Here is a 21,418-nt window from a genome sequence, read left to right as displayed (position 1 = left end):
TTTCTACCTCATTATCTTACATAATACACAACGGATTCATAAGGTCTTAAGGCTAAATTTTCAAATGCGGTCGAGGAATCTGGATAATTCGAGTTGATTATCGTTACCTCTTCCATCCCCTTTAGAGGAATATCAACTGCTATTTCTTCCCCATAAAAATTACTCACAACGAGTAATGTTTCATCATTCCAATTACGCGTATATGCAAAAATATGTGAATGATCCGTCAGCAGTGGCTGATAATCGCCTGCTACTATAATAGCATATTTCTTTCTCAATGCGATTAACTGTTGATAATGATAAAAAATGGAGTTGCGATCAGCTAGAGCTTGATCCACGTTAATGGCTGGATAATTAGCCGTCACGGGAATCCAAGGAGTCCCCGTCGTAAATCCAGCTTGAGGTTCAGCTGACCATTGCATAGGCGTCCTCGCGTTATCTCGTGATTTCTGCTGTAAAATGCCTATGATTTCTTGCTCTGATTTACCTTCATTTTGCATGGACTGATAAGCATTTAATGACTCAACATCACGGTAATCATTGATTTTCGCGAAATTATGATTGGTCATCCCTATTTCTTCACCTTGATAAATATAAGGAGTACCATTCATCATGTGTAGCGTTGTCGCAAGCATTTTGGCTGATTGCTCATGATACTTGCCATCATCACCAAGTCTAGACACAATACGCGGCTGATCATGATTACACCAAAACAGCGCATTCCAGCCGTTTCCTTCATGCATCCCCACTTGCCAATGCGTGAGAATTTCCTTTAGCTGCATAAAATCAAATGGCGCCTTTGTCCATTTTTCACCATTCGGATAATCGACCTTCAAATGATGGAATTGGAATGTCATATCCAGTTCTTTACGCTCGGCCTGCGTATACAAAATACAGCTATCCAGCGTTGTTGAAGACATTTCCCCAACAGTTATTAATTGAAAAGGGGTCAAAACGGCTTCATTCATCTCTTGAAGAAACTCATGAATTCTTGGACCATCCGTATAAAATCGTCGTCCATCTCCAACATCATCGTTTGGAAATTGTTGATTTTTAGAAATTAGATTGATGACATCTAACCGGAACCCATCGATTCCTTTCTTTGCCCAGAAGCCCATCATGTCATATAACTTTTTACGTACTTCTTCATTTTCCCAATTTAAATCGGCTTGCGTCTTGTCGAATAAGTGTAAATAGTATTGCCCACTTTGTTCATCATAGCCCCAAGCAGAGCCGCCGAATTTCGACTGCCAATTATTCGGTTCCTTACCATCGACGCCGTCCTTCCAAATATAGAAGTCACGATATTCACTATCCTTGGAACTAGAAGACTGCTTAAACCATTCATGCTCAGTCGACGTATGGTTAATGACTAAATCCATGATGAGACGCATCCCACGTCTATGCGTCTCATCTAGTAATTTCTCAAAGTCTTCCATTGTTCCGTAAGATTCATCGATTGCATAATAATCACTAATATCATAGCCATTATCATGCTGCGGGGACTGATAGATGGGTGTTAGCCATATCACATCTACCCCTAATTCTTGTAGATAGTCTAATTTGTCCATCACGCCTCTAATATCACCAGTACCCTTGCCCGTCGTATCATTAAAGCTTTTCGGATAAATTTGATAAACGACAGCTTCTTTCCACCACTCGCTATTCATCTAGAAACACCTCAATCTGCTAATCTTAATCTTTATTACGTTTGGCAATCAAAAACGTAATGACAAACGGCACGACAATCACAACCGCCATACCAATGCCGAATGCAACCCATCCACTCGGTACAATGGATAATATGCCTGGTACACCGCCCACGCCAATTGAAGTTGCTTGAACCTTTTGCAAGGTAATAAATGCAGCAGCAATAGCTGACCCAATCACTGCGGCTATAAATGGATATTTAAAGCGTAAATTTACACCAAACATGGCCGGTTCTGTAATTCCAAGCCATGCGGAAAGGCCGGATGTCCCTGACAAGCCTCGTAACTTCTCATCTTTCGTTGCCAGCATCATCGCAAATGCTGCAGAGCCCTGTGCAATATTTGATAATGCCAAAATAGGCCATAAGAATGTAAAACCAGTACTACCTATCAACTGTAAATCTACTGCTAGAAATGTATGGTGCATACCCGTAATGACTAATGGCGCATAAATCGCTCCATAGACTAAGCCACCCAAAATCGCATACGAATCAAATATGGCTACCAAACTATCTGTAATAAAGTTACCAATTGTAAAAGTAATCGGTCCAATAATGATAAATGTTAAAACACCTGTTACTAATAAAGCAATCGGTGCAACAACTAATAAGTGCAAGGAATCCATGACACGTTTTTTAAGAAATAATTCCATTTTTGCTAATATCCACGATGCAAATAACACGGGTAACACTTGACCTTGATAACCAATTTTATCGACTTCTAGACCAAATAAATTCCAAGTTGGAATACTATCATTGGCTAATGCCTCACCGTACCCCCATGCATTCAACAATGCAGGATGAACTAACACCAGACCAATGACAATTCCAAGTAATTCATTACCACCAAATCTTTTGACGGCTGACCACCCTATTAAGGCTGGTAAAAAGACGAATGCTGTATTAGCAATGATATTAATCATATCTGCCACGCCCGCCCATTGCTGATGTACTTCAATGAGTGACTGCGTTTCGTAGAAAATCCCTTGATTAGCAAGAATATTATTGATACCCATTAATAGACCCGCTGTTACGATTGCCGGTAAAATAGGGATAAAAATATCAGCCAGTGTTTTAATGGCACGTTGTAAAGGATTTTGTTTTTTTGCAGCAGCATCCTTCACTTGTTCCTTTGTCGCCCCAGTCATTCCGGTTTCTTGCGTTATAGCGGCATGTACTTTATCTACTGTTCCTTGGCCAATCACGACTTGAAATTGGCCGTTTGCTGAAAATACTCCCCGAACGATTTTCATATCCTCTAATGCTTTTTTATCAACTTTCTCTTCGTCATTCAAAGCAAAGCGTAGCCGAGTAACGCAATGCGTAACCGCAGCAATATTTTCTTTACCTCCAACTGCTTCAACAATATCTCTTGCTTCTTTCGAATACTCCATCCCTATTCCCCCTTAAAGTTAGTTCAAATGCACAGTCATGACTGACGATTGACCAGCGATAACTGTCGTTGCTTTACTGACGTCAAAACTTTTCACGGCATCACCATTTGTCAAAACGACAGGTGTAATGGTACTACTAGCCTTGTCGTTAATGATTGCCATATCAAACGAAATGAGCTTATCTCCCATCTTCACTTGGTCTCCCTGTTTAACAAATGCCTCGAATCCCTCTCCTTGAAGAGAAACCGTCTCTAATCCAATGTGAATTAACACTTCGAGACCAGTTGCACTGCGCAAGCCAATCGCATGCATCGTAGGAAATAGTTGAACGATTTCACCATCAAATGGAGCTACCACAATCCCCTCACTCGGTTCAATGGCGATCCCTTCACCTACCATTTTTCCCGCAAACACTGGATCGGGCACTTCCTCCAGTTGACGAAGCGTTCCACTAAGTGGGGCCATAATCACTTGTTCTTTCGATTGCACTTTTTTACCAAATAGTTTTCCTAACATTTATTGTCCTCCAATCTTGTATGTACATGTATTGCCTTTATAATAACCTGTACATACATGTTGTGCAAGCGTTTTCAAAAAAATATTATTCTGTGAGTTTTACACATGGCATCCGGGGGAGGGATGGAGCTGAAGAAAAATAAAAGCATGTGCACACTTCAAGTTAAAGTGTGCACATGCTTGATGCATTCCTATTCTTTTTTACTTCGAAATTGTCGCATCCAACTCAACCACAACATTTCCCTTAATCGCACGACTGATCATGCAGCTGATTTCTGCTTTTTCAGCTAACCTTTGCGCAAGTGCTTCATCCTTTTCCATTGCATCCGACTTCAACACAATATGCGGCTTATGAATAATTTTTTGATAAGTAATGACGCCATTCGTCACATCGACGACCCCGACAGACTTCATCGTCAATGCTTCTTTGTCTAGCTTATTGCGCTCCATCATGGCCGCAAGTGTAATAATATAACAAGTGGCAGCCGCCCCTAATAGCATTTCATCTGGATTGGTACCAATCCCTGGCCCGTCCATTTCAGGTGGGATAGACACTTCCGTTATTAAATTCCCCGCTTCAATCGTCCCTACATCATTGCGCAAACCCGGCCAGTTTGCTGTTAAATGAAAGTGGTGCTCCGCCATTTTAAATTCCTCCTATGTAAGTTTGTTTGATAGCTCTAATTATACAATGAATCTCGGGTAAATCCTCAAACTCGCCGGTATTCCCCTGAATTCACCTTTCCCTCCATTCAAAAAGCCATTCACGACATCATGAATGGCACTTACTAATATATTATTCCACAAATACTTGACGCCACTCATCTTTCTTCGCGAGCATCTCTTTCGCCAACTGTTGTGCACCTTCTAAGCTATGGCTTGCCGCCCATCCGCACTGCACCTCATTACACGCCGGAACTTCAGTTGCGACAACTACATCCTGCAACGTTTTTTCCAACATCACTAAAATATCCTCATAGTCATCATGATTGATGACGGATAAATAAAAACCCGTTTGACAGCCCATTGGACTCAGGTCAACTACTTGGTCTGAATGATTGCGAATGTTTTCTGCCATTAAATGTTCAATGGAATGCAAGGCCGGCATTTCCATATGCTCTTTGTTCGGCTGTTTAAAACGCACATCATATTTATAGACAACATCGCCATGATTTCCTTGTTTCGTACCTGCCAAACGCACAAACGGCGCGGCAACCTTTGTATGATCTAAATTAAAACTTTCCACATTCATCTTCACCATCATCATTCCCCCCATTAGTTCGTCAGTCTAATCCACAAATCCACTATCCCGACTTGATTACTCTACTTAACACTCTAGTTATATCATAATTCTGATTTGAATGCCAACACACTTTATTCTGAAATCAAAAACCTCCCGACTCATTTGTCCGGGAGGTCCTACATGCTTATTCGACTACAATGGTATATATTTCATGCTCATGTAATTCTTTATTATCTTGAACATGAATTTGTATGCTATACGTTCCTGCTTGTGCAAATGTATACGTAGAGGCATATTCACCTGTTTTCGTTTCTGTGGCATCTAACCAATCATGTTGGTCGGGAGTCGCTTCATGCCAGATTTCATAGCGCACTCTTGCATTTTCTAGTGGGTGCCCATCCATCTCTAAATGAACAACAAGATCCAAATCCTCTGCTGCCTTCACTTGTTCAGGCTTCAAGAAATGCATCGAGAATCCTTCTGCGTGCCCACCATGATCGTGATGCCCTTCTCCATGTTCTTCGGTGCCGTGCTCTTCCACAACCGCAGCACCATTACCAACTATTACTTCTTTCATCGGCATCGTATGCAAGCCTCTTGCAGTTACATGCACTTGAACATGGAATACGCCATCATGATCGAAAGTCGTTTCTGCTGTATATAAACCATCTTTTTCATTAACCGATTCAACCTTCACGCTGTCGTTTTTCTTGCCTTCTTCCCAAAATTCAAACAGTACTTCATCGGCATCTGCTACTTTTTCATCACCTTGTGTCACGACTGCTGCCATGTTCACAGTACCGCCTACTTCAACTTTTTCTGTCACCGTCAAATCCACTATAATGGGTTGAGGTACTTCGTCTACAACTACGTCCTTGGGTTTCTCATTGCTACATGCCGCCATTGTCGCCAGCACGAGACCCGCTACAAACATCAGTTTTTTTTGTTTCATTCAAGTTCCCTCCACTGTTGTATTGCTTAACTTCATCCAACTAATTCAGTATGATTATATAAGGAAAGTAAGAAGTAAATGTGAAGTTCATAATTTCACACAGTCTTCACATTTATTTGAGAAAATAATGGATGGATAAATCTCTTTATTGAAATAGTGAAATGAGGTTATTTTATGAATAAATCAACGATAATGATTATAGACGACGAAGAACAAATGAGACAACTGATTCGAACTTTATTAGAAAAAGAAGGCTATACGGTTGTCGAAGCAACAGATGGTGTACATGCACTGTTTTTAATCGATAAAACTGCTCCACAGCTATTAATTGTTGACGTTATGATGCCCTATATGGATGGTTATACATTTGCGCGGGAAGTCAAACGCAGCTCCAACGTTCCACTCATCTTTTTGTCAGCTAAAGGGGAAGAATGGGACAAGGTTCAAGGCTTAAAACTTGGTGGAGATGATTATATTGTCAAACCATTTTTACCTGGAGAACTTTTGGCAAGGGTCGAATCTGTGTTAAGACGCTCTTATCAAAACAAACCGCTGGCCGATATTTTAAAAGTCGGACCTCTTGTGATTGATACAGAAGCACATACAGTTACACTAGATGGCGCTCAGCTGTCCTTAACACCTAAAGAATTCGGCATGCTTCATTTACTCGTAAAAAATAGAGGGCGCGTCTATACGCGAGAACAACTACTGCAACTTATTTGGGGGGAAGATCACCAAAGCAGTGCGCGGACTGTCGATACACATATTAAAACGCTACGACTTAAAATGGGTAGCAAAGGTGATTTAATTGAAACCGTTTGGGGTCTGGGCTATAAATTTGAGGTGTAACGATGAAAAACCTAACATTAAGTAAAAAAATCTTACTCGTACTCGGTTCCAGCATTGCGTTTTCTATTCTGTTTTCCTTTTTCTTCATCTATTATTTGTATTCAAAATTATATCTAACCAGCATTGAAGAATCCATCATCTATCAGGGGCAAAAAACAGCGGCCCACTACCATTACGGCGAATTAAGTAAGGAAATCATCGATAAAATTCAGTGGTATAACGTCATTTCAGAATACGAAATCATTGTGGTCGATAACTTAGAGGAGCTCACTACCTCCTTTCCTTACAAAATCAATTATGAAGCGCTTATCAATGCCGAGGATCAACTGATTTTGGAACAGGGGTCATTTGTTTTAAAGGAAGGATTTGTGGAAGAGCTTGACCGTGAAATAATCGGAGCTGTTTTCCCTATCAAAGGCGAGGATGGACTTCTTGGCTTCATTTATATTTACGTACCCTTAGCTGCAATTCAAGATGTGTTCCGAGAGAGTATACCACTATTAATCATTGTCGGGACTCTATTTTTCTTCATTCTGTTTCTTGCCGTCAATCGTGTATGGCAATCTCTATTCAAGCCCATTCAAGAACTTCAACAACTTTCCGTTGAAGTGTCAAAGGGCAATTATTCGAAACGTATCGAAACGACAAGTGGGGATGAACTTGGTCAGTTAACGCAAGCCTTCAACTCTATGAGCCTGTCGTTGGAACAACAAGAGGTGCGCAAAAAGGAATTCATTTCCAATATTGTCCACGAACTGCGCACACCACTCACGTATATTGGAGGCTACACGCATGTGCTCAAAGAAAAAATTTATTCATCTCCAGAAGAAGCTGAAAACTATTTGACGACCATCGACAAGGAAACGGTACGGCTCAATAAGCTAATCAATGATCTAATCGAATTGAACCACCTACAAGAAGATATGTATTCCATAGATAGTCAACCAATCGCCATCGCTCAGTTACTATTCGATACCATTGATCTTTTCGCCATTCATCTAACTGAAGCACAATTGCGTTTAGAATTAAATATTGGAGAAGACCTTATTATTATGGGTGATTCTAAAAGAATCCAGCAAGTCTTTTATAACACCATAGACAATGCCATTAAGTATTCTGTCGCCAATGGAGCCATCGCCATTACACTCAAAGAAGATGGTGACTTTGTGCAGTTCAAGGTGACGAATAAGGGTACGCATATCAATGACGAGGATCTCAAGCGGATTGGTGAGCGCTTTTTCCGAACAGATAAAGCACGAACTCGAACAACGGGCGGAACAGGCTTAGGCATCACCATTGTCAAAGAGATTGTCCGCCTGCATAACGGACAATTTACGATGACTAGCAATGCCAGTACTGGAACGACGGTAATCATTCAATTACCCGGTTTGCCAACCGAGGAGAAAGAAGATTTTCAATGAAAAAAATAAATGGTTTACTATTTGTTATTGTCTTTACGCTACTACTATCTGCTTGTGGCACCAAACCTATAACGAGTCAGCCAATGTCCTCCTTCTCTTTTACGGACCAAGATGGGCAAGCCTTTGGAACTAACGAGTTAACCGGCACCATCTGGATTGCCGACTTTATCTTTACACAATGTGATACGGTTTGCTTGCCGATGATGTCCGAAACGGCTGCCTTGCAGCAACTTTTCAAAGAACAGGGCTTACAAGTAAAATTCGTGTCGTTTACTGTGGATCCGACAGTCGACACACCAGAAATTTTAAAAGAATACATCAGCCAGTACACAGACGAAGAGTCCAATTGGCATATGCTAACCGGCTATTATCAAAATGAAATTGAAGCTTTCGCGAGGGATAAATTCAAAACAATCATCATTAAACCCAAAACATCCCATCAAGTTCTTCATGGCACCAGCTTTTATTTAGTTAATCAACAAGGGATTGTTGTGAAAGAATATAACTACGCCAATTCATCCTATGCGGAAGAATTAATGAAGGACATCAAAAAAATGCAGAAAAAATAACGACAGCTCTTGGAATATATCCAAGAGCTGTTTTGTTATTTTTTCTGCAAACGAGACTTCATAAACCCTACCAAAGCAGGTAAAACAGATACAAAAATGATAAGCAACAGGACTGTTGAAAAATTCTCTTTTATTATAGGAATATTGCCAAAGAAATAACCCGCCATCGTACAAATTCCTACCCACAAAGCTGCACCCACTACATTGTAAAAAATAAAATGGCTGTAATTCATACGGCTAGCCCCTGCAACAAAAGGAACAAAAGTACGAATGAATGGCATAAAGCGCGCGATGACAATTGTTTTCCCACCGTGTCGATTAAAGAAATTCTCGGCTTTTGTCATTTTCTCTTGATTAATTACCCTACCGATTAAACTATTTGGCGAGATTGCCGTCCCTACTTTTTTACCAATTTGATAATTGACTGTATCGCCTATCACAGCCGCCGTAAAGAACACAATTATTAGGAGGATAATACTAAAAGCACCTCTTGTCGCAAGCGCTCCAGCAGCAAATAATAACGAATCCCCCGGTAAAAACGGAAAAATAACAATACCTGTTTCCACAAAAACAATTAAAAATAAAATCACATACGACAACGGGCCAAACTGTTGAATGATTTCAACCAAATGCTGATCGATGTGCAAAATAAAGCTGATTAAGTTCTGAATGATCGTCATATATGTACTCACTTTCACAATTATTTATCAGATAGTCTGACTAGTTCGAGCTTTTTTATCATACTTCTTTCTACGGAAGTTGTCACGAAATAGACGGACTAACCGCTTCTCTACGTTTTCATCTATAATAATACTATCTTATGGATAGAGGAGAAAAAACATGCTAACAACAGAACAATTACACGCCATCGAGGTTCTTCAAAAAGAATGTGAGCAAGCCGACACGATTCAACTAAAGCTAAACTGGGATATGCTACGCCAAAGAGATGACCAAAGTATGGACTTCTTCTATGAAGAAAACGGACAACTCATTGCTTATTTAGCCTTATATGGCTTTGGCTCAACAGTAGAAGTTTGCGGGATGGTCAAGCCAAGTAAGAGAAGAAATCACCACTTCTCCACCCTTTGGCAACAAGCACTTCAAGTGATTGCCGAAAAAGGTTTTCGTAAGATTATATTAAACGCGCCAGCTTCTTCAGTATCTGCTAAAGCATGGTTAGCAACCCAACACTGCACGTATACTTTTTCAGAGTTTCAGATGCAGTGGACGCAGCAAGCGCTTGAAGCAAGCGAGGATGTTGTAATACGTCTAGCGTTGCCCACAGATGCAGCCTTTGAAATACAACTCGATGTCGTTGCCTTCAACATGAGTGAAGAGGATGCTCGGCATCATTACGAAGATGTCAAAGATAGAACCGAGGAGCAGCGTTTTATCATCGTGGTTGATGGCACCGACGTCGGTAAAATCCGCGTGAGTACCATTGACGGCGAATCTTATATCTATGGTTTTGCCATCTTACCCGAATTCCAAGGCAAAGGCTACGGAGGCAAAGCGCTTCGCAATATCGTCAAGCAACAGCATCAAGCAGGGTATAGTATCGGACTTGATGTCGAGGCAAAAAACATGCACGCCTTGCGGTTATATGAAACAATTGGCTTCAAGACTATTCAAGCTCAGGATTATTATTTGTGGGATTAACAACAAAAGCTGTCCGCCACTTTTCACCATGCAGACAGCTTTTTCACTAACTCGAATTATTATGATAGGCATATTCATTTTCCATCATGGGCATCTTACTATTGGAGGGATCCACCATGAATCAATCAAATCAACAAGCAATCTGCACAATCACCTATCATTTAGTCGAACGTATTGCAGGTTGGTATGACCAAACAACAAATCGCACCACCCATACTATCCATTTATACACTGATACGGTTTCCACCGCAAAAAATAATTTCAAATTAGAACATGTATTAGATATGTCCTATAAACCTTTCTCTGGTGGAGCTGGACTATTTTATTTGCATACCAACCAAGGGGTATTTATGTTCGAAATTGATACTGATCCGACTTATTTTATTCAAATGTATAAAAAGTTAAGCGGATAATTTGAAAACTTTTCGGCAATAATAGTAGGGATACTTCATTGGGAGGCGATTTTTCAATTGACAATCAAAAAAACAGTGGAAAACGCACTACAAGCAAAAACGGCAATTGAGGAGTTGGTAACGCAAGGGTATACCACCGACGATATCTATGTGTTTGCACATGATAAAAAAAGAGGGAATCATATCAATGATGCACTCGACACAGAAACCGTCAGTATGAAAGACCAAGGTTTCCTCACAAGCATGAAAAATATGTTCATTTCCCGTGGCGACGAGCTGCGCAGTAAAATGGAAACTGCCGGATTGTCGAAGGAAGAGGCCGCAGCTGCTGAAGAAGAGCTTGATCAAGGTAAACTCATTATTATTGCTAAAAAATAGCCAATCCCATTCGCCTTCCCCCGGCGAATGGGATTTTCATTGTTCCGTCATTTTACAGCACAAAGCATTCAGTAGCATAATCTACCCCTCTTTCGGTATGATAGACAATGAAAGTAGGTGCGATTTATGGATAATAAATTATGGAAAATCGGATTTTTCACAGGACTTACCTCTTTTGTTCTTCTTATATTTGCTGTGCGTACAGTTTTAGGACAAGAGCTTGAATGGAAAAACTATTTGGCATTTGGGATATTCGGATTAATAGTGGGTATTTTCTCTTCCCTATTACTATTTTACAAGTTGAAAATTGCTTTCCGAATTTTCATCGTTGCTGTAGCGCTCGGATTTGTAGAGCTTTTCCGCAGTTTCTTAATGAATACAGGTGGTTTTGGTGACCTAGCGGGTATTTTGTCATTGTTCATCATCAGTTCATTCGGATTAGGCATTGCCTTTATGGTGCAAGCTGTTGTAATGATCACACGAAAAAGTAAGTAAAATGCCAAAAGACGCATCCAGTCGTTCGGATGCGTCTTTTATATTTATCCATCACAACTCGGCGTGATTGCGTCCGGAGGCTTTATCTGAATTCAGATAAATTACTCAGTTTTAGCTTTTTCTTTCTTAATCTGCTTACTGCGTAACTGTCCACACGCCGCATCGATATCTGTCCCTTGTTCAAGACGGACACCGCCATTGATGCCTTTTTTGCGAAGCGCTGTGTAAAATGCATGAATCGCTTCTGGTGTGCTACGGCGATATTGGTCATGTTCATCAACTGGGTTATAAGGAATCAAGTTGACGTAAGATAGATGACGTTTGTTTTCGAGCAGTTTTCCTAATTGTTGCGCCTCTACCACATGATCATTGACGTCTTGCAGCATAATATATTCAAACGTAATTCGACGGTTTGTTGTTTCCAAATAATAATCGATGGAATCCATCAATGCTTCGATTGGGAACGCTTTGTTGATTTTCATAATACGTGTGCGCAAATCATTATTCGGCGCATGCAACGAAACGGCCAAGTTAACTTGAATGTTTTCATTTGCAAACTCTCTGATTTTTTGGGGATTTCCACTTGTTGATACCGTGATATGACGCGCACCAATGGCTAGTCCTTTTTGGTCGTTGACAACACGCAGGAAACTCATCAAGTTGGTGTAATTGTCAAACGGTTCACCAATTCCCATCACAACAATATGACTGACACGATCCTCTTGCTCTTTTGCATCAAGATGGAACTGTACCTTCATAATTTGCTCGACAATTTCGCCAGCATTTAAATCGCGGCTCTTTTTCAATAAACCACTTGCACAGAAGCTACAACCAATATTACAACCGACCTGCGTTGTTACACAGACGGAATGACCATATGGGAATTTCATCAATACTGTTTCAATTAAATTGCCATCCTGCATTTTAAAGAGGAACTTGATTGTCCCATCTGCAGATTCTTGCTTTACTGCTAGCTCCAACGTTTGAATCGCAAAATTGTCTTCCAACAACTGCAGACATTCTTTATTTACATTTGTCATTTCCGCAAAACTTGTGACGCGCTTTTTGTACAACCAATCCCAAACTTGGGATGCACGGAATTTTTTATGACCTCGCTCTAATAACCATTCCGTCAGCTGTTCCATTGTTAATCCATATATAGAATTTTTCATTAATATTCCTCATTTCAAAAAAATGCAATTCATATATTATACTACAAGAAATGAGGGAACGGAACAACTAATTCAGTTTTTTAAATTGTAAACTTCTTGACTTGGTCTTTTAAGGTGATGGCCATCTCATGCAGCGTTGTAGTCGTTCCAACCATTTCTTCCATTGAAGCCAATTGTTCTTCCATTGAAGCAGCAATATTTTGTGTATGAGAAGATGTTTCTTCTAATGAATAAACTGTTTCGTTTGTCGAAGCCAATATTTCTTCAGATCCCGCAGAAATTTCTTGAATCGTTGCAGAGACAGATTGATTTTTTTCTGTGATTTGAGCAATACGATTCAAAATGCTTGTAAATGATTTACCAGCTTCGTGGACGATTTCGGATTCACGTTCCACATCTTCAAATACTTTCGTCATCGCCTTTACCGAATTTTGAGAGTCATTTTGAATTTCCTTCACGAGCGTACTAATTTGGTTTGCAGAAGATGCAGATTGCTCAGCAAGCTTCCTTACTTCATCTGCGACTACACTAAAGCCTTTTCCAGCATCCCCTGCACGTGCCGCTTCAATCGCTGCATTCAATGCAAGTAAGTTAATTTGATCGGATATTGCGGTAATAATTTCGATAATTTGTCCTACCTCATTGGAGCGCGTATTCATCTGCTGAGTAATACTCATTGATGCTTCAACCGAGATCGTTATCGTATCGATTCCTTCAATCGAGTCTACAATCAGATGATTCCCTTGCTCCGCCTCTTTGGATGCATCCATCGATTCTTCTGTCACCTTCATTGAAGCATTGGCGATTTCTTGAATACCAATTGTAATTTGTTCAAGTGCTACTAAGTTTTGTGACGCACTCATCGCTAACGATTCACTTGTCGAGGAAACTTCTTGCGTCGTAACCGTAGTATGATTGACTACTTCTGTCATTTGTTCTGCACTATATGTTAAATCCTCTGAAGACACGATGACATTGTCTGTCGCAGCGTTGACATGCTCAATGGTACTTTTCAATTCTTGTTGCATATTTTGGAAACTGTATGCCAGTTGACCTATTTCATCTTGACTGTTCACACTAATTTCTCTTGTTAAGTCACCTTGGGCTACAATTTCTGTATACTCCACTAATTTTTGAAGTGGTTTTGTAATTCTTAGTGATAAAATATAAGAGATTACGGTTCCAATTAATAATGCCACTAGTGTTAATGCGACACTGATTAAAACATTACTACGGTTCAAATCAGAGATGAATGTTGCATCCTCATCTAGTCCAATTACAGAGTCTGTACCTTCAATATGTAAAAATATTGATTCATGTGTGCCATATTCATCTTTATAAATTCCACTAAACAATGGCTTATCCATTTTTAGTGCCTCTTCTTGTTCGGGTGTAAACGGATAGGCCGTAAGATATTCTGTTGAATCCGAAAGAACAAGAATAACATCCTCGCCATCAACTTTACTCATAATATAAATATTTTCAAAACCGCTTTTTACTTTGGCATTATTTATTTTAACCAATAATTTATCGTACGCTTGTTGATTTGTTTTGGCATCATTAATTAAATCATCGTCTATATCCTCAAGCAAATCCATCAAGTTTGAACTTAATAATCTTTCCAACTGAGGAATCACGCTCGTATTGACAATAGTTGTTGCTTGAAAGTAAAAACCTAAACTGAATAATAGAGATAATATCGTGATGGGAATAATAGTTCCAAGCATTAATTTTGTTTTAATAGATCCTTTTTGTTTAAACAAATTAGTCCCTCCTTAAAATTATACGAGCTGTGGTTCAAAGCTCGAAATAAATTTGCTTAAATCGAGTGTAAGTAAGCGATTATTTTCATCAAATGTAGACTGTTTAAAAAATACAACAGAAAAAATCGGATACTCTTTGTAATCCATATACCTATAATCAAGAATTTCGTTGAATTGTTGCTGAAAGCTTTCATGGTCCACTGATTGAATTGTTTCAAGCGAAATTGCTGGGTCAAATTCTGCGCAAAGAAAACTATAAATCGCATTATCCATAGCCTCAATTTTCTCTACCCAATTCGGTTCTAATTGATTGAAATAATAGTCATAGACGTTAACTCCATAAGCATGTACACCTAATTCTGTCGTACCAATACCCGCAAAACGGAATGGATTCACTTCGATTGGAACAACTTGTCCCTCTTGTGTGATCCGTACTTCAAAATGGAGCGGAAAGGAGGCCAGTGAATCAATTTCTCCAAGCTTTTCTAAGAAGTCTGCAATTGGAGCCAATGTCTCTTTTAACACCTGCTTACTTGTGTAATAAATACGATCACTCATGTCTCTGTCATTCGCAAACATACGCTTGAATAAATTTAAAATAACTGGTTTTCCTTCTTTAGTGAAATAAGCATCAACCGCATACTCTTCTCCTTGAATAAGTTCTTCTACAATGACCGTTTGACTATCGATGACATCTTTTGGGTAAGCAGATGCTGAATCGCTGATATCGGCTTTCAACTTCTCCACGGTATGATACCAATCTTCCATGCAATCTATTCGATAAACCCCAACACTCGAGTAGCCAATAGCAGGTTTAATGATAATGGGAAATGGAATGGTTTCTAGGGGTATTCCATATAAGTCTAGAATAGATACTTCCTGGAAATAAAATGAAGGATAAACCGTAGTCATTCTTCTCCTAAATTCCGCCTTATTTTTAAATAAAGATGTCCATTCAGCAAATTTACTCTCGGGTAAATACCTCATTAATGTAGTCAAACCATTTTCGGAGTTAAACAAAAGCGGAGCAGACGTCTCTTCAAGTTGTTCAAAGAACAAAGCCTCTCTAAGTAATGCAAGTTTCTCTTCCTCCGGAATCTGCACATCTCCCACTTTTAAAACCGGAATACCTAATTGCTGAAGAGATGATGAAAGTAATGCAGAGACATAAGGCTTATCAAGTATAATCATTTCTTTCTCCTTACATTGTTTTATTTCTTAATATTTCTATAAGAGGTTTTTATTCAATAACACAATTAATCCCTTCCTATAATGCCAATAGTCTTAGAGTCAATGTTTCCTCACTCAAAAATACCTATAAAGACTCGTAAAAAAAATTAGTTAATACCTCCCGCTATCATACATAGTAAGTTTTTAAAATGCTATGCATTAAGTTAAAGAACTACTATTCCACATAGTCCAAATTAACCGAAATTAGATTGTGGATTTCGTTTAAGTCGCATTATGTCCTGACTAGCCTCAAATTCTTTTGTTAGAAATAAAACTTTTTCTATATTATGTTGAAATCAAGAGTTTCACTAAATACGCTTTGGGAAACTCCTCCCCATAGAAGAGGCGGCTACACTTAATTTATTCAGTTATTCGGCCGATTCAAAAGAAAATCGCATGTCAATACAAATAAGCCTTTTATAATTTCAATAGAAACTATAAAAAGCTTATTTATTTTGTAGTTACCATTCTCATGAATTTCAAAAAGCTTTTTCGTTACTGCTTGATTTTTTCATGCCTGGCGCTTATCTATATTCATCAATACATTAAACCCAAAACAGAAAATACCAATCAGTGTCACAGCTCCACCCGCAGTTGCAATTGGGAAAAATACATTACTTACTCCTAAGATGGCCAGTGCAATTGCAATCATCATGACAGGTAAACCAATATTATGAAGCCAAAAATGTAATTTCGCTAAACCCGTCTTCTCCAAATTTGGATAGAGATGATAGATAATACCGACCAAAGCCAACGACATCCAACCAAGCAAATTGACATGAACATGGACCGACGTCAAATTAAAGACGTGTGTCAGCGACATGTACAACCCAAACGAAATCCCAAGCATGAAATAGACGACCGAAATCTTCAATAACGTTCGACTCACTTGAACCGCCCTTTCTATTTGTTGTTTTGTAACACCCTAAAAACTTCAACCCTCTACTCTATACTATGAAACAAGAAATCCAATTATTTTGCATTTCTCGAAATAAAAAACTAGGACACCCTAAAATTCAAGGGTTCCTAGTTCAATTCACTTCTAATTTGCGCGTTATTTCGCGTTACTTTTCATCTCTTTTTCTCGTTTTACTTTCATCACCAAGCTCAGCATATTCATTAGACACAACACCACGAAAAAGATTCCAAAGCCAATTTGTCCACTTGAAAACCGTGTAATTGCAAAATAACCCATGAACAAAATTAGCGCAAAATCAATGTATTTAGATCCTAACATATCAACACAACCCCTCGTCCCCCACAATTTTAATTACTACAAGTATAACAGCTTCCCCCAACATGTCATTCTATTATTAACGAAAAAAGAATCTTCATAACGAATCCAAACATAATTTCAATTATGTACTTGCTTTTTCATTATTCAATCATGTATAGTTTATTCAAATATAGATATTATCTAAAAATTCACTACTATTAGGAAGGTGAACGTATGGCGCAATTCCATCTTACTCCGAACTCCGTACAAGAAATACTCGACACCTACGATGAAGACGTCATTGTGACAAATCGCGAAGGCATTATTATTAAAGCAACACGGATTAGCGGTCAGCATTATGGCATAGAGGCAGAAGAACTGATTGGGAAATCGGTGTACGATTTGGAGTCGGCAGAGATTTTTTCTCCAGCTATCACACCGCTGGTACTTCAACAGAAAAAGAAAGTGGTCACGATCCAAACAACGCCCTCCGGCGCCAAAGTACTCATTACGGGCATGCCTTTTTTCAATGAGCTTGGAGAAGTCGAGTTTGTCATTAGTTATTCCTATGATGTCTCAGAATTACTGGTCATCCAGGAGTATATGAAAGAACTAGAATTTGAAATGTCTAGAGTGCAGGAGGAGCTACATCTTCTGCGAAAGAAATCACTTTCTACAACTGGTTTAATCATGGAAAGCATTGAGACACAAGAAGCCTATGCAGTCGCGCATAAGGCTGCCCCTGTCGACGTTTCAGTCGTTCTTTACGGAGAACAAGGAACCGGCAAGACAACAATGGCAAAAGAAATTCATAAGGCAAGCACCCGAAGCAATGGTCCCTTTATCGAATTGGACTGTGCGACAATTCCAGAATCAATGTTTGATAAAGAACTGCTCGGCGAACAGATAGGCGTCGGCAAGGCTTCCTCTATTGCTCCAGGATTGTTGTCGATTGCACAAGGTGGTACCCTCTATGTGAAGAAAATCGATCGTTTACCTCTTCACTTACAAGCAAAATTGTTAAAGACACTGAAAGAGGAAAGCTTTACGCCACTTGGTAGCAAAGTGCCTTGTTCATTGGACATTCGTGTCATTTCATCCACTGAAACAGAACTACTACAAGCAACTGCGGACAATCGATTCCTAAAAGAACTTTATTATTTACTTAATATCATTCCCATCCATCTACAACCGCTACAAAATAGGAAAGAAGATGTAAGCGCACTCATCGTGCATTTCCTGCATCATTTTTCACAAAAGTACACTACGAAAAAGTTTTTGTCAGACAGTGTGTTCCATCTGCTACTGAAGCTTGAGTGGAAAGGAAATATCCATGAGTTACGTAACGTTGTTGAGCGCCTTGTCGTTCAAAGTACAGAAGAAATTATCGGCATCCACGACTTGCCAGCTGAATACCGCATGCAATTTGAGGAAGGTTTCACCGATATTGATTTCGATGGACAAACGCTTCCCACTATTTTAGAAAACGTTGAAATGAAAGTGTTGAATAATGCACGACAACGCTATAAGACAACAACTGAAATGGCAAAAATACTTGGTATTAGTCAACCCTCTGTTGTAAGAAAGCTAAAAAAGTACACGCTTCCCGAGTGAAAATGTTTGTACTTTCAGAAATAAATAAAAATCGCTATTGCTTTATAATTATACATTCGTATATACTATTTCACATGACTACAAACAAATCTAAATAATTATTCATTATAGGAGGTTCCATTATGCAAAATCAAATAGACAAACAACAAGACTGGCTTCATATGGTTGATTCCATCGGTAACTTCCTTGCGCCAAGTATGGCAAAGGATCACCCCAATCTTCCCGTCCTGAAAGCGGAAGGCTGTTATTACTATGGTGTAGATGGTAAAAGGTACTTAGATTTCACTTCGGGTATCGCAGTGGAAAACGTCGGACATCGTCACCCGAAAGTCGTTCAAGCGATAAAAGACAGCGCTGACCACCTCATCCACGGTCCGTCTGGTGTCATCATCTATGAATCTATTTTAAAGTTAGCAGCTGAGTTGCAAAAAGTACTTCCACCGAAACTAGATAATTTCTTTTTTGCGAACAGCGGAACAGAAGCAATTGAAGGTGCACTGAAACTCGCTAAATATGTAACGAAGAGACCTTATATTGTTTCTTTCACGGGCTGTTTTCATGGTCGTTCCATGGGTGCACTTAGTGTCACGACATCTAAAAGCAAATACCGCAAGCATCTTCAGCCATCATGGCTGACGTACCAGCTACCCTATGCACTTCCTGAATATCTTCCTGAAGGAGCAGATCCGGATGTTTACTTTGCGGAAAAGCTTGAGCGTGATGCGCAGAAATTATTTAATCACCAAGTGGATCCTGAAGAAATTGCCTGCATGATCATTGAGCCGATTCTTGGGGAAGGTGGTTATTTTATCCCACCAGCATCATGGTTAAAAAAAATACGTGAAATCTGCGATCGACACGGTATCCTTCTTATTTTCGATGAAGTACAAACGGGCTTTGGTCGTACTGGAAATTGGTTCGCTGCACAAACATTTGATGTTAAACCAGACATTATGGCTATTGCAAAAGGGATTGCTGCTGGACTACCACTTAGCGCAACCGTTGCTTCCAAAGAGTTAATGGACCAATGGCCGCTTGGTTCACATGGAACGACTTTTGGCGGCAATCCAATGGCTTGCTCAGCTGCCCTTGCTTCCTTAGAGGTAATGCATGAGGAAAAGCTGTTAGACAACACAAAAGAGATGGGCGCTTACGCAGTCGCTCGCTTGTTAGAAATGAAAGAGCAATTCCCAATCATTCGGGATGTCCGAGGTGTCGGGTTGATGATCGGCATTGAGCTTGGCGATCCACAAACGGGGGAACCTTCTGGTCAAATGGTCATGAATGTGCTGGATGAATGTTTAAAAAATGGGGTGCTGTTCTATTTATGCGGGAATTCGGGAGAAGTCATTCGAATGATTCCACCACTTACAATCAATAAAGAGCAAATCGATGCGGGGCTTGATGTATTAAGAGCAGCACTACAAACCTATTCAAACTAAAGGGGGAAAAGAAATGTCCGTTGCTTTCAAAGAGGAGACTGTACAATCAAAAGGGTCAGCTTGGAAGTTTATCCTTCCATCACTAATTGGAGTTTTACTATTCCTTGTTCCTATTAAAGTGAACGGTGGAGTGACAATCGGGGTGGGGGTCCTGGCTTCTTCACTGCTAAAGACGTTCGGTGATTGGATTCCGCAATTTATCTTAATTATGTTGGGCTTTACGGTTCTAATGACGTTAGTCACCGTTGCTCTAAAACCTGCTGTTATTATGAATAATGCTTTCTTTAAAAATGTATTCCACGTAGGTGCGTTCGGAATTACAATGCGAATTGTCGGCTTTTCAGTCGGTATTATGGCCTATTTCCAAATCGGTCCTGAGTTCATTTCTTCCCGTAATACGGGTGGGGTTGTGCTCTATGATTTAGCGCCAGTCCTTCTGACATGGTTCCTGTTTGCAGGAATTCTTCTTCCGCTTTTAGTGGAATTCGGTCTTATGGAATTCGTCGGTTCTTTAGTGAAAAAAGTGATGCGTCCGTTGTTCACGCTACCAGGTCGTTCGTCGATTGATACGATGGCTTCATGGATGGGCGCTGGTACGGTTGGCGTTCTTGTAACGATGAAGCAATATGACGAAGGTTATTACACGAAGCGTGAAGCAGCTGTCATTGCGACAACCTTCTCTATTGCCTCTGTGGCATTTTCACTCGTCATTGCGAATGTGGTAGGCCTGGGTCACTTATTCATTCCTTTTTATTTAACTGTTTCGGCTGCAAGTATCGTCGCTGCCATTATCATGCCGCGCATTCCACCTTTATCACGCAAGGCAGATACGTATTATGAGCCGGTTGGTCAGCAAATTGATGAATTCCAGCCGAAGGGTATTTCCAACCTTCAATGGGGATGGAAACAAGCACTCGACAAAGCAAACACAGCAAAAAGTCCAAAGAAACTTGTGCAAGATGGCGTTGAAACCGTGCTCGATATTTGGCTCGGACTCATTCCACTCGTCATGAGCTTGGGTGCAATCGCACTGATTGTTGCCGAATATACACCTGTTTTCAATATTATCTCTTATCCACTGGTTCCTATTTTAGAATGGATGCAGCTGCCTGAAGCAGCAAAAGCTGCGCCTACTATGCTTGTCGGATTCGCAGATATGTTTTTACCGGCAGTTATTGGAAGCGGCATTGAAGCCGAAATCACACGCTTTGTTGTTGCAGCTTTGTCTTTGACACAGCTCGTCTACATGTCTGAAATTGGTATTCTTATTTTACGCTCTAATATCCCAGTGACTTTCCTTGATTTGTTCGTGATCTTTATCCAACGTACGATTATTACACTACCGATTATTGTGCTGATTGCACACTTTATTGTTTTTTAACTC

22 protein-coding genes are annotated in these 21,418 nt (G+C 39.8%); 10 read left to right on the top strand and 12 right to left on the bottom strand.

Features of this window, described 5'->3' with window-relative positions; genetic code table 11:
* Positions 1-11 precede the first annotated feature (11 nt).
* The 6 genes from treC to R2B72_RS00210 all read right to left on the bottom strand — a co-directional run bounded on the left by treC (position 12) and on the right by R2B72_RS00210 (position 5,813).
* On the bottom strand, positions 12-1,670 hold the full coding sequence (gene treC, locus R2B72_RS00235; protein WP_318614070.1) for an alpha,alpha-phosphotrehalase: 1,659 nt from the start codon (positions 1,668-1,670) through the stop codon (positions 12-14).
* A 25-nt stretch (positions 1,671-1,695) separates the two neighbouring features.
* The gene (gene treP, locus R2B72_RS00230; RefSeq protein ID WP_318614069.1) at positions 1,696-3,102 is read right to left on the bottom strand and encodes a PTS system trehalose-specific EIIBC component; all 1,407 of its coding nucleotides are present in this window, start codon (positions 3,100-3,102) and stop codon (positions 1,696-1,698) included.
* A gap of 18 nt (positions 3,103-3,120) precedes the next feature.
* Positions 3,121-3,618 (bottom strand): PTS glucose transporter subunit IIA, encoded by a 498-nt coding sequence (locus R2B72_RS00225; protein WP_318614068.1) that lies wholly within the window; start codon positions 3,616-3,618, stop codon positions 3,121-3,123.
* Between the two features lie 201 nt (positions 3,619-3,819).
* Entirely contained in the window at positions 3,820-4,263 is a 444-nt protein-coding gene (locus R2B72_RS00220; protein WP_318614067.1) for an OsmC family protein, read from the bottom strand.
* A 151-nt stretch (positions 4,264-4,414) separates the two neighbouring features.
* Positions 4,415-4,879 carry an S-ribosylhomocysteine lyase gene (locus R2B72_RS00215; RefSeq protein WP_318614066.1) on the bottom strand — a complete coding sequence of 155 codons (465 nt, stop codon included), beginning with the start codon at positions 4,877-4,879 and terminating at the stop codon, positions 4,415-4,417.
* A gap of 166 nt (positions 4,880-5,045) precedes the next feature.
* Positions 5,046-5,813 carry a FixH family protein gene (locus tag R2B72_RS00210; protein ID WP_318614065.1) on the bottom strand — a complete coding sequence of 256 codons (768 nt, stop codon included), beginning with the start codon at positions 5,811-5,813 and terminating at the stop codon, positions 5,046-5,048.
* A 174-nt stretch (positions 5,814-5,987) separates the two neighbouring features.
* On the opposite strand from R2B72_RS00210, the gene R2B72_RS00205 reads away from it, so the two are divergent.
* From R2B72_RS00205 to R2B72_RS00195, 3 genes are read left to right on the top strand one after another with little or no spacing between them, the layout of a single operon-like run.
* Positions 5,988-6,662 carry a response regulator transcription factor gene (locus R2B72_RS00205; RefSeq protein ID WP_318614064.1) on the top strand — a complete coding sequence of 225 codons (675 nt, stop codon included), beginning with the start codon at positions 5,988-5,990 and terminating at the stop codon, positions 6,660-6,662.
* A 2-nt stretch (positions 6,663-6,664) separates the two neighbouring features.
* A complete protein-coding gene (locus tag R2B72_RS00200; RefSeq protein WP_318614063.1) occupies positions 6,665-8,083 on the top strand; it encodes a HAMP domain-containing sensor histidine kinase in 1,419 nt (472 codons plus the stop codon).
* Entirely contained in the window at positions 8,080-8,652 is a 573-nt protein-coding gene (locus R2B72_RS00195) for an SCO family protein (RefSeq protein ID WP_318614062.1), read from the top strand. Before R2B72_RS00200 ends, R2B72_RS00195 begins: the two co-directional genes overlap by 4 nt.
* 35 nt (positions 8,653-8,687) lie before the next feature.
* On the opposite strand, the gene R2B72_RS00190 is transcribed toward R2B72_RS00195, so the two are convergent.
* Positions 8,688-9,332 (bottom strand): VTT domain-containing protein, encoded by a 645-nt coding sequence (locus R2B72_RS00190; RefSeq protein WP_318614061.1) that lies wholly within the window; start codon positions 9,330-9,332, stop codon positions 8,688-8,690.
* A 160-nt stretch (positions 9,333-9,492) separates the two neighbouring features.
* Between R2B72_RS00190 and R2B72_RS00185 the strand changes: the two genes are divergently transcribed.
* The 4 genes from R2B72_RS00185 to R2B72_RS00170 all read left to right on the top strand — a co-directional run bounded on the left by R2B72_RS00185 (position 9,493) and on the right by R2B72_RS00170 (position 11,597).
* Positions 9,493-10,311 (top strand): GNAT family N-acetyltransferase, encoded by an 819-nt coding sequence (locus R2B72_RS00185; RefSeq protein WP_318614060.1) that lies wholly within the window; start codon positions 9,493-9,495, stop codon positions 10,309-10,311.
* Positions 10,312-10,427: 116 nt separating this feature from the next.
* The gene (locus R2B72_RS00180) at positions 10,428-10,724 is read left to right on the top strand and encodes a hypothetical protein (protein ID WP_318614059.1); all 297 of its coding nucleotides are present in this window, start codon (positions 10,428-10,430) and stop codon (positions 10,722-10,724) included.
* 57 nt (positions 10,725-10,781) lie between these two features.
* Entirely contained in the window at positions 10,782-11,102 is a 321-nt protein-coding gene (locus R2B72_RS00175; RefSeq protein WP_318614058.1) for a general stress protein, read from the top strand.
* A gap of 126 nt (positions 11,103-11,228) precedes the next feature.
* Positions 11,229-11,597 carry a hypothetical protein gene (locus R2B72_RS00170; protein ID WP_318614057.1) on the top strand — a complete coding sequence of 123 codons (369 nt, stop codon included), beginning with the start codon at positions 11,229-11,231 and terminating at the stop codon, positions 11,595-11,597.
* A 101-nt stretch (positions 11,598-11,698) separates the two neighbouring features.
* Here R2B72_RS00170 and rlmN read toward each other — a convergent pair whose 3' ends face one another.
* The 5 genes from rlmN to R2B72_RS00145 all read right to left on the bottom strand — a co-directional run bounded on the left by rlmN (position 11,699) and on the right by R2B72_RS00145 (position 16,999).
* Positions 11,699-12,769 (bottom strand): 23S rRNA (adenine(2503)-C(2))-methyltransferase RlmN, encoded by a 1,071-nt coding sequence (gene rlmN, locus R2B72_RS00165; RefSeq protein WP_318614056.1) that lies wholly within the window; start codon positions 12,767-12,769, stop codon positions 11,699-11,701.
* An 80-nt stretch (positions 12,770-12,849) separates the two neighbouring features.
* Positions 12,850-14,532: a HAMP domain-containing methyl-accepting chemotaxis protein gene (locus tag R2B72_RS00160; protein WP_318614055.1), complete on the bottom strand. Its 1,683-nt coding sequence runs from the start codon at positions 14,530-14,532 to the stop codon at positions 12,850-12,852.
* Between the two features lie 18 nt (positions 14,533-14,550).
* Positions 14,551-15,723 (bottom strand): ATP-grasp domain-containing protein, encoded by a 1,173-nt coding sequence (locus tag R2B72_RS00155; protein WP_318614054.1) that lies wholly within the window; start codon positions 15,721-15,723, stop codon positions 14,551-14,553.
* A 550-nt stretch (positions 15,724-16,273) separates the two neighbouring features.
* Complete coding sequence (locus R2B72_RS00150) at positions 16,274-16,651, bottom strand: cytochrome-c oxidase (RefSeq protein ID WP_318614053.1); 378 nt, start codon at positions 16,649-16,651, stop codon at positions 16,274-16,276.
* 165 nt (positions 16,652-16,816) lie between these two features.
* Positions 16,817-16,999 carry a hypothetical protein gene (locus R2B72_RS00145; protein WP_318614052.1) on the bottom strand — a complete coding sequence of 61 codons (183 nt, stop codon included), beginning with the start codon at positions 16,997-16,999 and terminating at the stop codon, positions 16,817-16,819.
* 213 nt (positions 17,000-17,212) lie between these two features.
* On the opposite strand from R2B72_RS00145, the gene R2B72_RS00140 reads away from it, so the two are divergent.
* From R2B72_RS00140 to R2B72_RS00130, 3 genes are all read left to right on the top strand, one after another.
* Positions 17,213-18,592 carry a sigma 54-interacting transcriptional regulator gene (locus tag R2B72_RS00140; protein ID WP_318614050.1) on the top strand — a complete coding sequence of 460 codons (1,380 nt, stop codon included), beginning with the start codon at positions 17,213-17,215 and terminating at the stop codon, positions 18,590-18,592.
* A 122-nt stretch (positions 18,593-18,714) separates the two neighbouring features.
* The gene (locus tag R2B72_RS00135) at positions 18,715-20,034 is read left to right on the top strand and encodes an aspartate aminotransferase family protein (RefSeq protein ID WP_318614049.1); all 1,320 of its coding nucleotides are present in this window, start codon (positions 18,715-18,717) and stop codon (positions 20,032-20,034) included.
* A 13-nt stretch (positions 20,035-20,047) separates the two neighbouring features.
* A complete protein-coding gene (locus tag R2B72_RS00130; protein WP_318614048.1) occupies positions 20,048-21,415 on the top strand; it encodes a YjiH family protein in 1,368 nt (455 codons plus the stop codon).
* Positions 21,416-21,418 lie beyond the last annotated feature (3 nt).

The sequence above is a fragment of the Sporosarcina sp. YIM B06819 genome (assembly GCF_033485175.1).
GTDB lineage: Bacteria > Bacillota > Bacilli > Bacillales_A > Planococcaceae > Sporosarcina.
Note: the sequence above shows the minus strand (reverse complement) of the source record. Positions and strands in the feature narration are given on the sequence as shown.

What these genes read in the sequence shown, in the direction of transcription:
- R2B72_RS00170 (WP_318614057.1), top strand. Translation starts at nt 11,229, where the DNA reads ATGGATAATAAATTATGGAAAATCGGATTTTTCACAGGACTTACCTCT.
- R2B72_RS00195 (WP_318614062.1), top strand. Translation starts at nt 8,080, where the DNA reads ATGAAAAAAATAAATGGTTTACTATTTGTTATTGTCTTTACGCTACTA.
- treP (WP_318614069.1), bottom strand. Translation starts at nt 3,102, where the DNA reads ATGGAGTATTCGAAAGAAGCAAGAGATATTGTTGAAGCAGTTGGAGGT.
- R2B72_RS00130 (WP_318614048.1), top strand. Translation starts at nt 20,048, where the DNA reads ATGTCCGTTGCTTTCAAAGAGGAGACTGTACAATCAAAAGGGTCAGCT.
- R2B72_RS00215 (WP_318614066.1), bottom strand. Translation starts at nt 4,879, where the DNA reads ATGGTGAAGATGAATGTGGAAAGTTTTAATTTAGATCATACAAAGGTT.
- treC (WP_318614070.1), bottom strand. Translation starts at nt 1,670, where the DNA reads ATGAATAGCGAGTGGTGGAAAGAAGCTGTCGTTTATCAAATTTATCCG.
- R2B72_RS00200 (WP_318614063.1), top strand. Translation starts at nt 6,665, where the DNA reads ATGAAAAACCTAACATTAAGTAAAAAAATCTTACTCGTACTCGGTTCC.
- R2B72_RS00205 (WP_318614064.1), top strand. Translation starts at nt 5,988, where the DNA reads ATGAATAAATCAACGATAATGATTATAGACGACGAAGAACAAATGAGA.
- R2B72_RS00225 (WP_318614068.1), bottom strand. Translation starts at nt 3,618, where the DNA reads ATGTTAGGAAAACTATTTGGTAAAAAAGTGCAATCGAAAGAACAAGTG.
- R2B72_RS00135 (WP_318614049.1), top strand. Translation starts at nt 18,715, where the DNA reads ATGCAAAATCAAATAGACAAACAACAAGACTGGCTTCATATGGTTGAT.
- R2B72_RS00145 (WP_318614052.1), bottom strand. Translation starts at nt 16,999, where the DNA reads ATGTTAGGATCTAAATACATTGATTTTGCGCTAATTTTGTTCATGGGT.
- R2B72_RS00190 (WP_318614061.1), bottom strand. Translation starts at nt 9,332, where the DNA reads ATGACGATCATTCAGAACTTAATCAGCTTTATTTTGCACATCGATCAG.
- R2B72_RS00180 (WP_318614059.1), top strand. Translation starts at nt 10,428, where the DNA reads ATGAATCAATCAAATCAACAAGCAATCTGCACAATCACCTATCATTTA.
- R2B72_RS00220 (WP_318614067.1), bottom strand. Translation starts at nt 4,263, where the DNA reads ATGGCGGAGCACCACTTTCATTTAACAGCAAACTGGCCGGGTTTGCGC.
- rlmN (WP_318614056.1), bottom strand. Translation starts at nt 12,769, where the DNA reads ATGAAAAATTCTATATATGGATTAACAATGGAACAGCTGACGGAATGG.
- R2B72_RS00140 (WP_318614050.1), top strand. Translation starts at nt 17,213, where the DNA reads ATGGCGCAATTCCATCTTACTCCGAACTCCGTACAAGAAATACTCGAC.
- R2B72_RS00185 (WP_318614060.1), top strand. Translation starts at nt 9,493, where the DNA reads ATGCTAACAACAGAACAATTACACGCCATCGAGGTTCTTCAAAAAGAA.
- R2B72_RS00155 (WP_318614054.1), bottom strand. Translation starts at nt 15,723, where the DNA reads ATGATTATACTTGATAAGCCTTATGTCTCTGCATTACTTTCATCATCT.
- R2B72_RS00210 (WP_318614065.1), bottom strand. Translation starts at nt 5,813, where the DNA reads ATGAAACAAAAAAAACTGATGTTTGTAGCGGGTCTCGTGCTGGCGACA.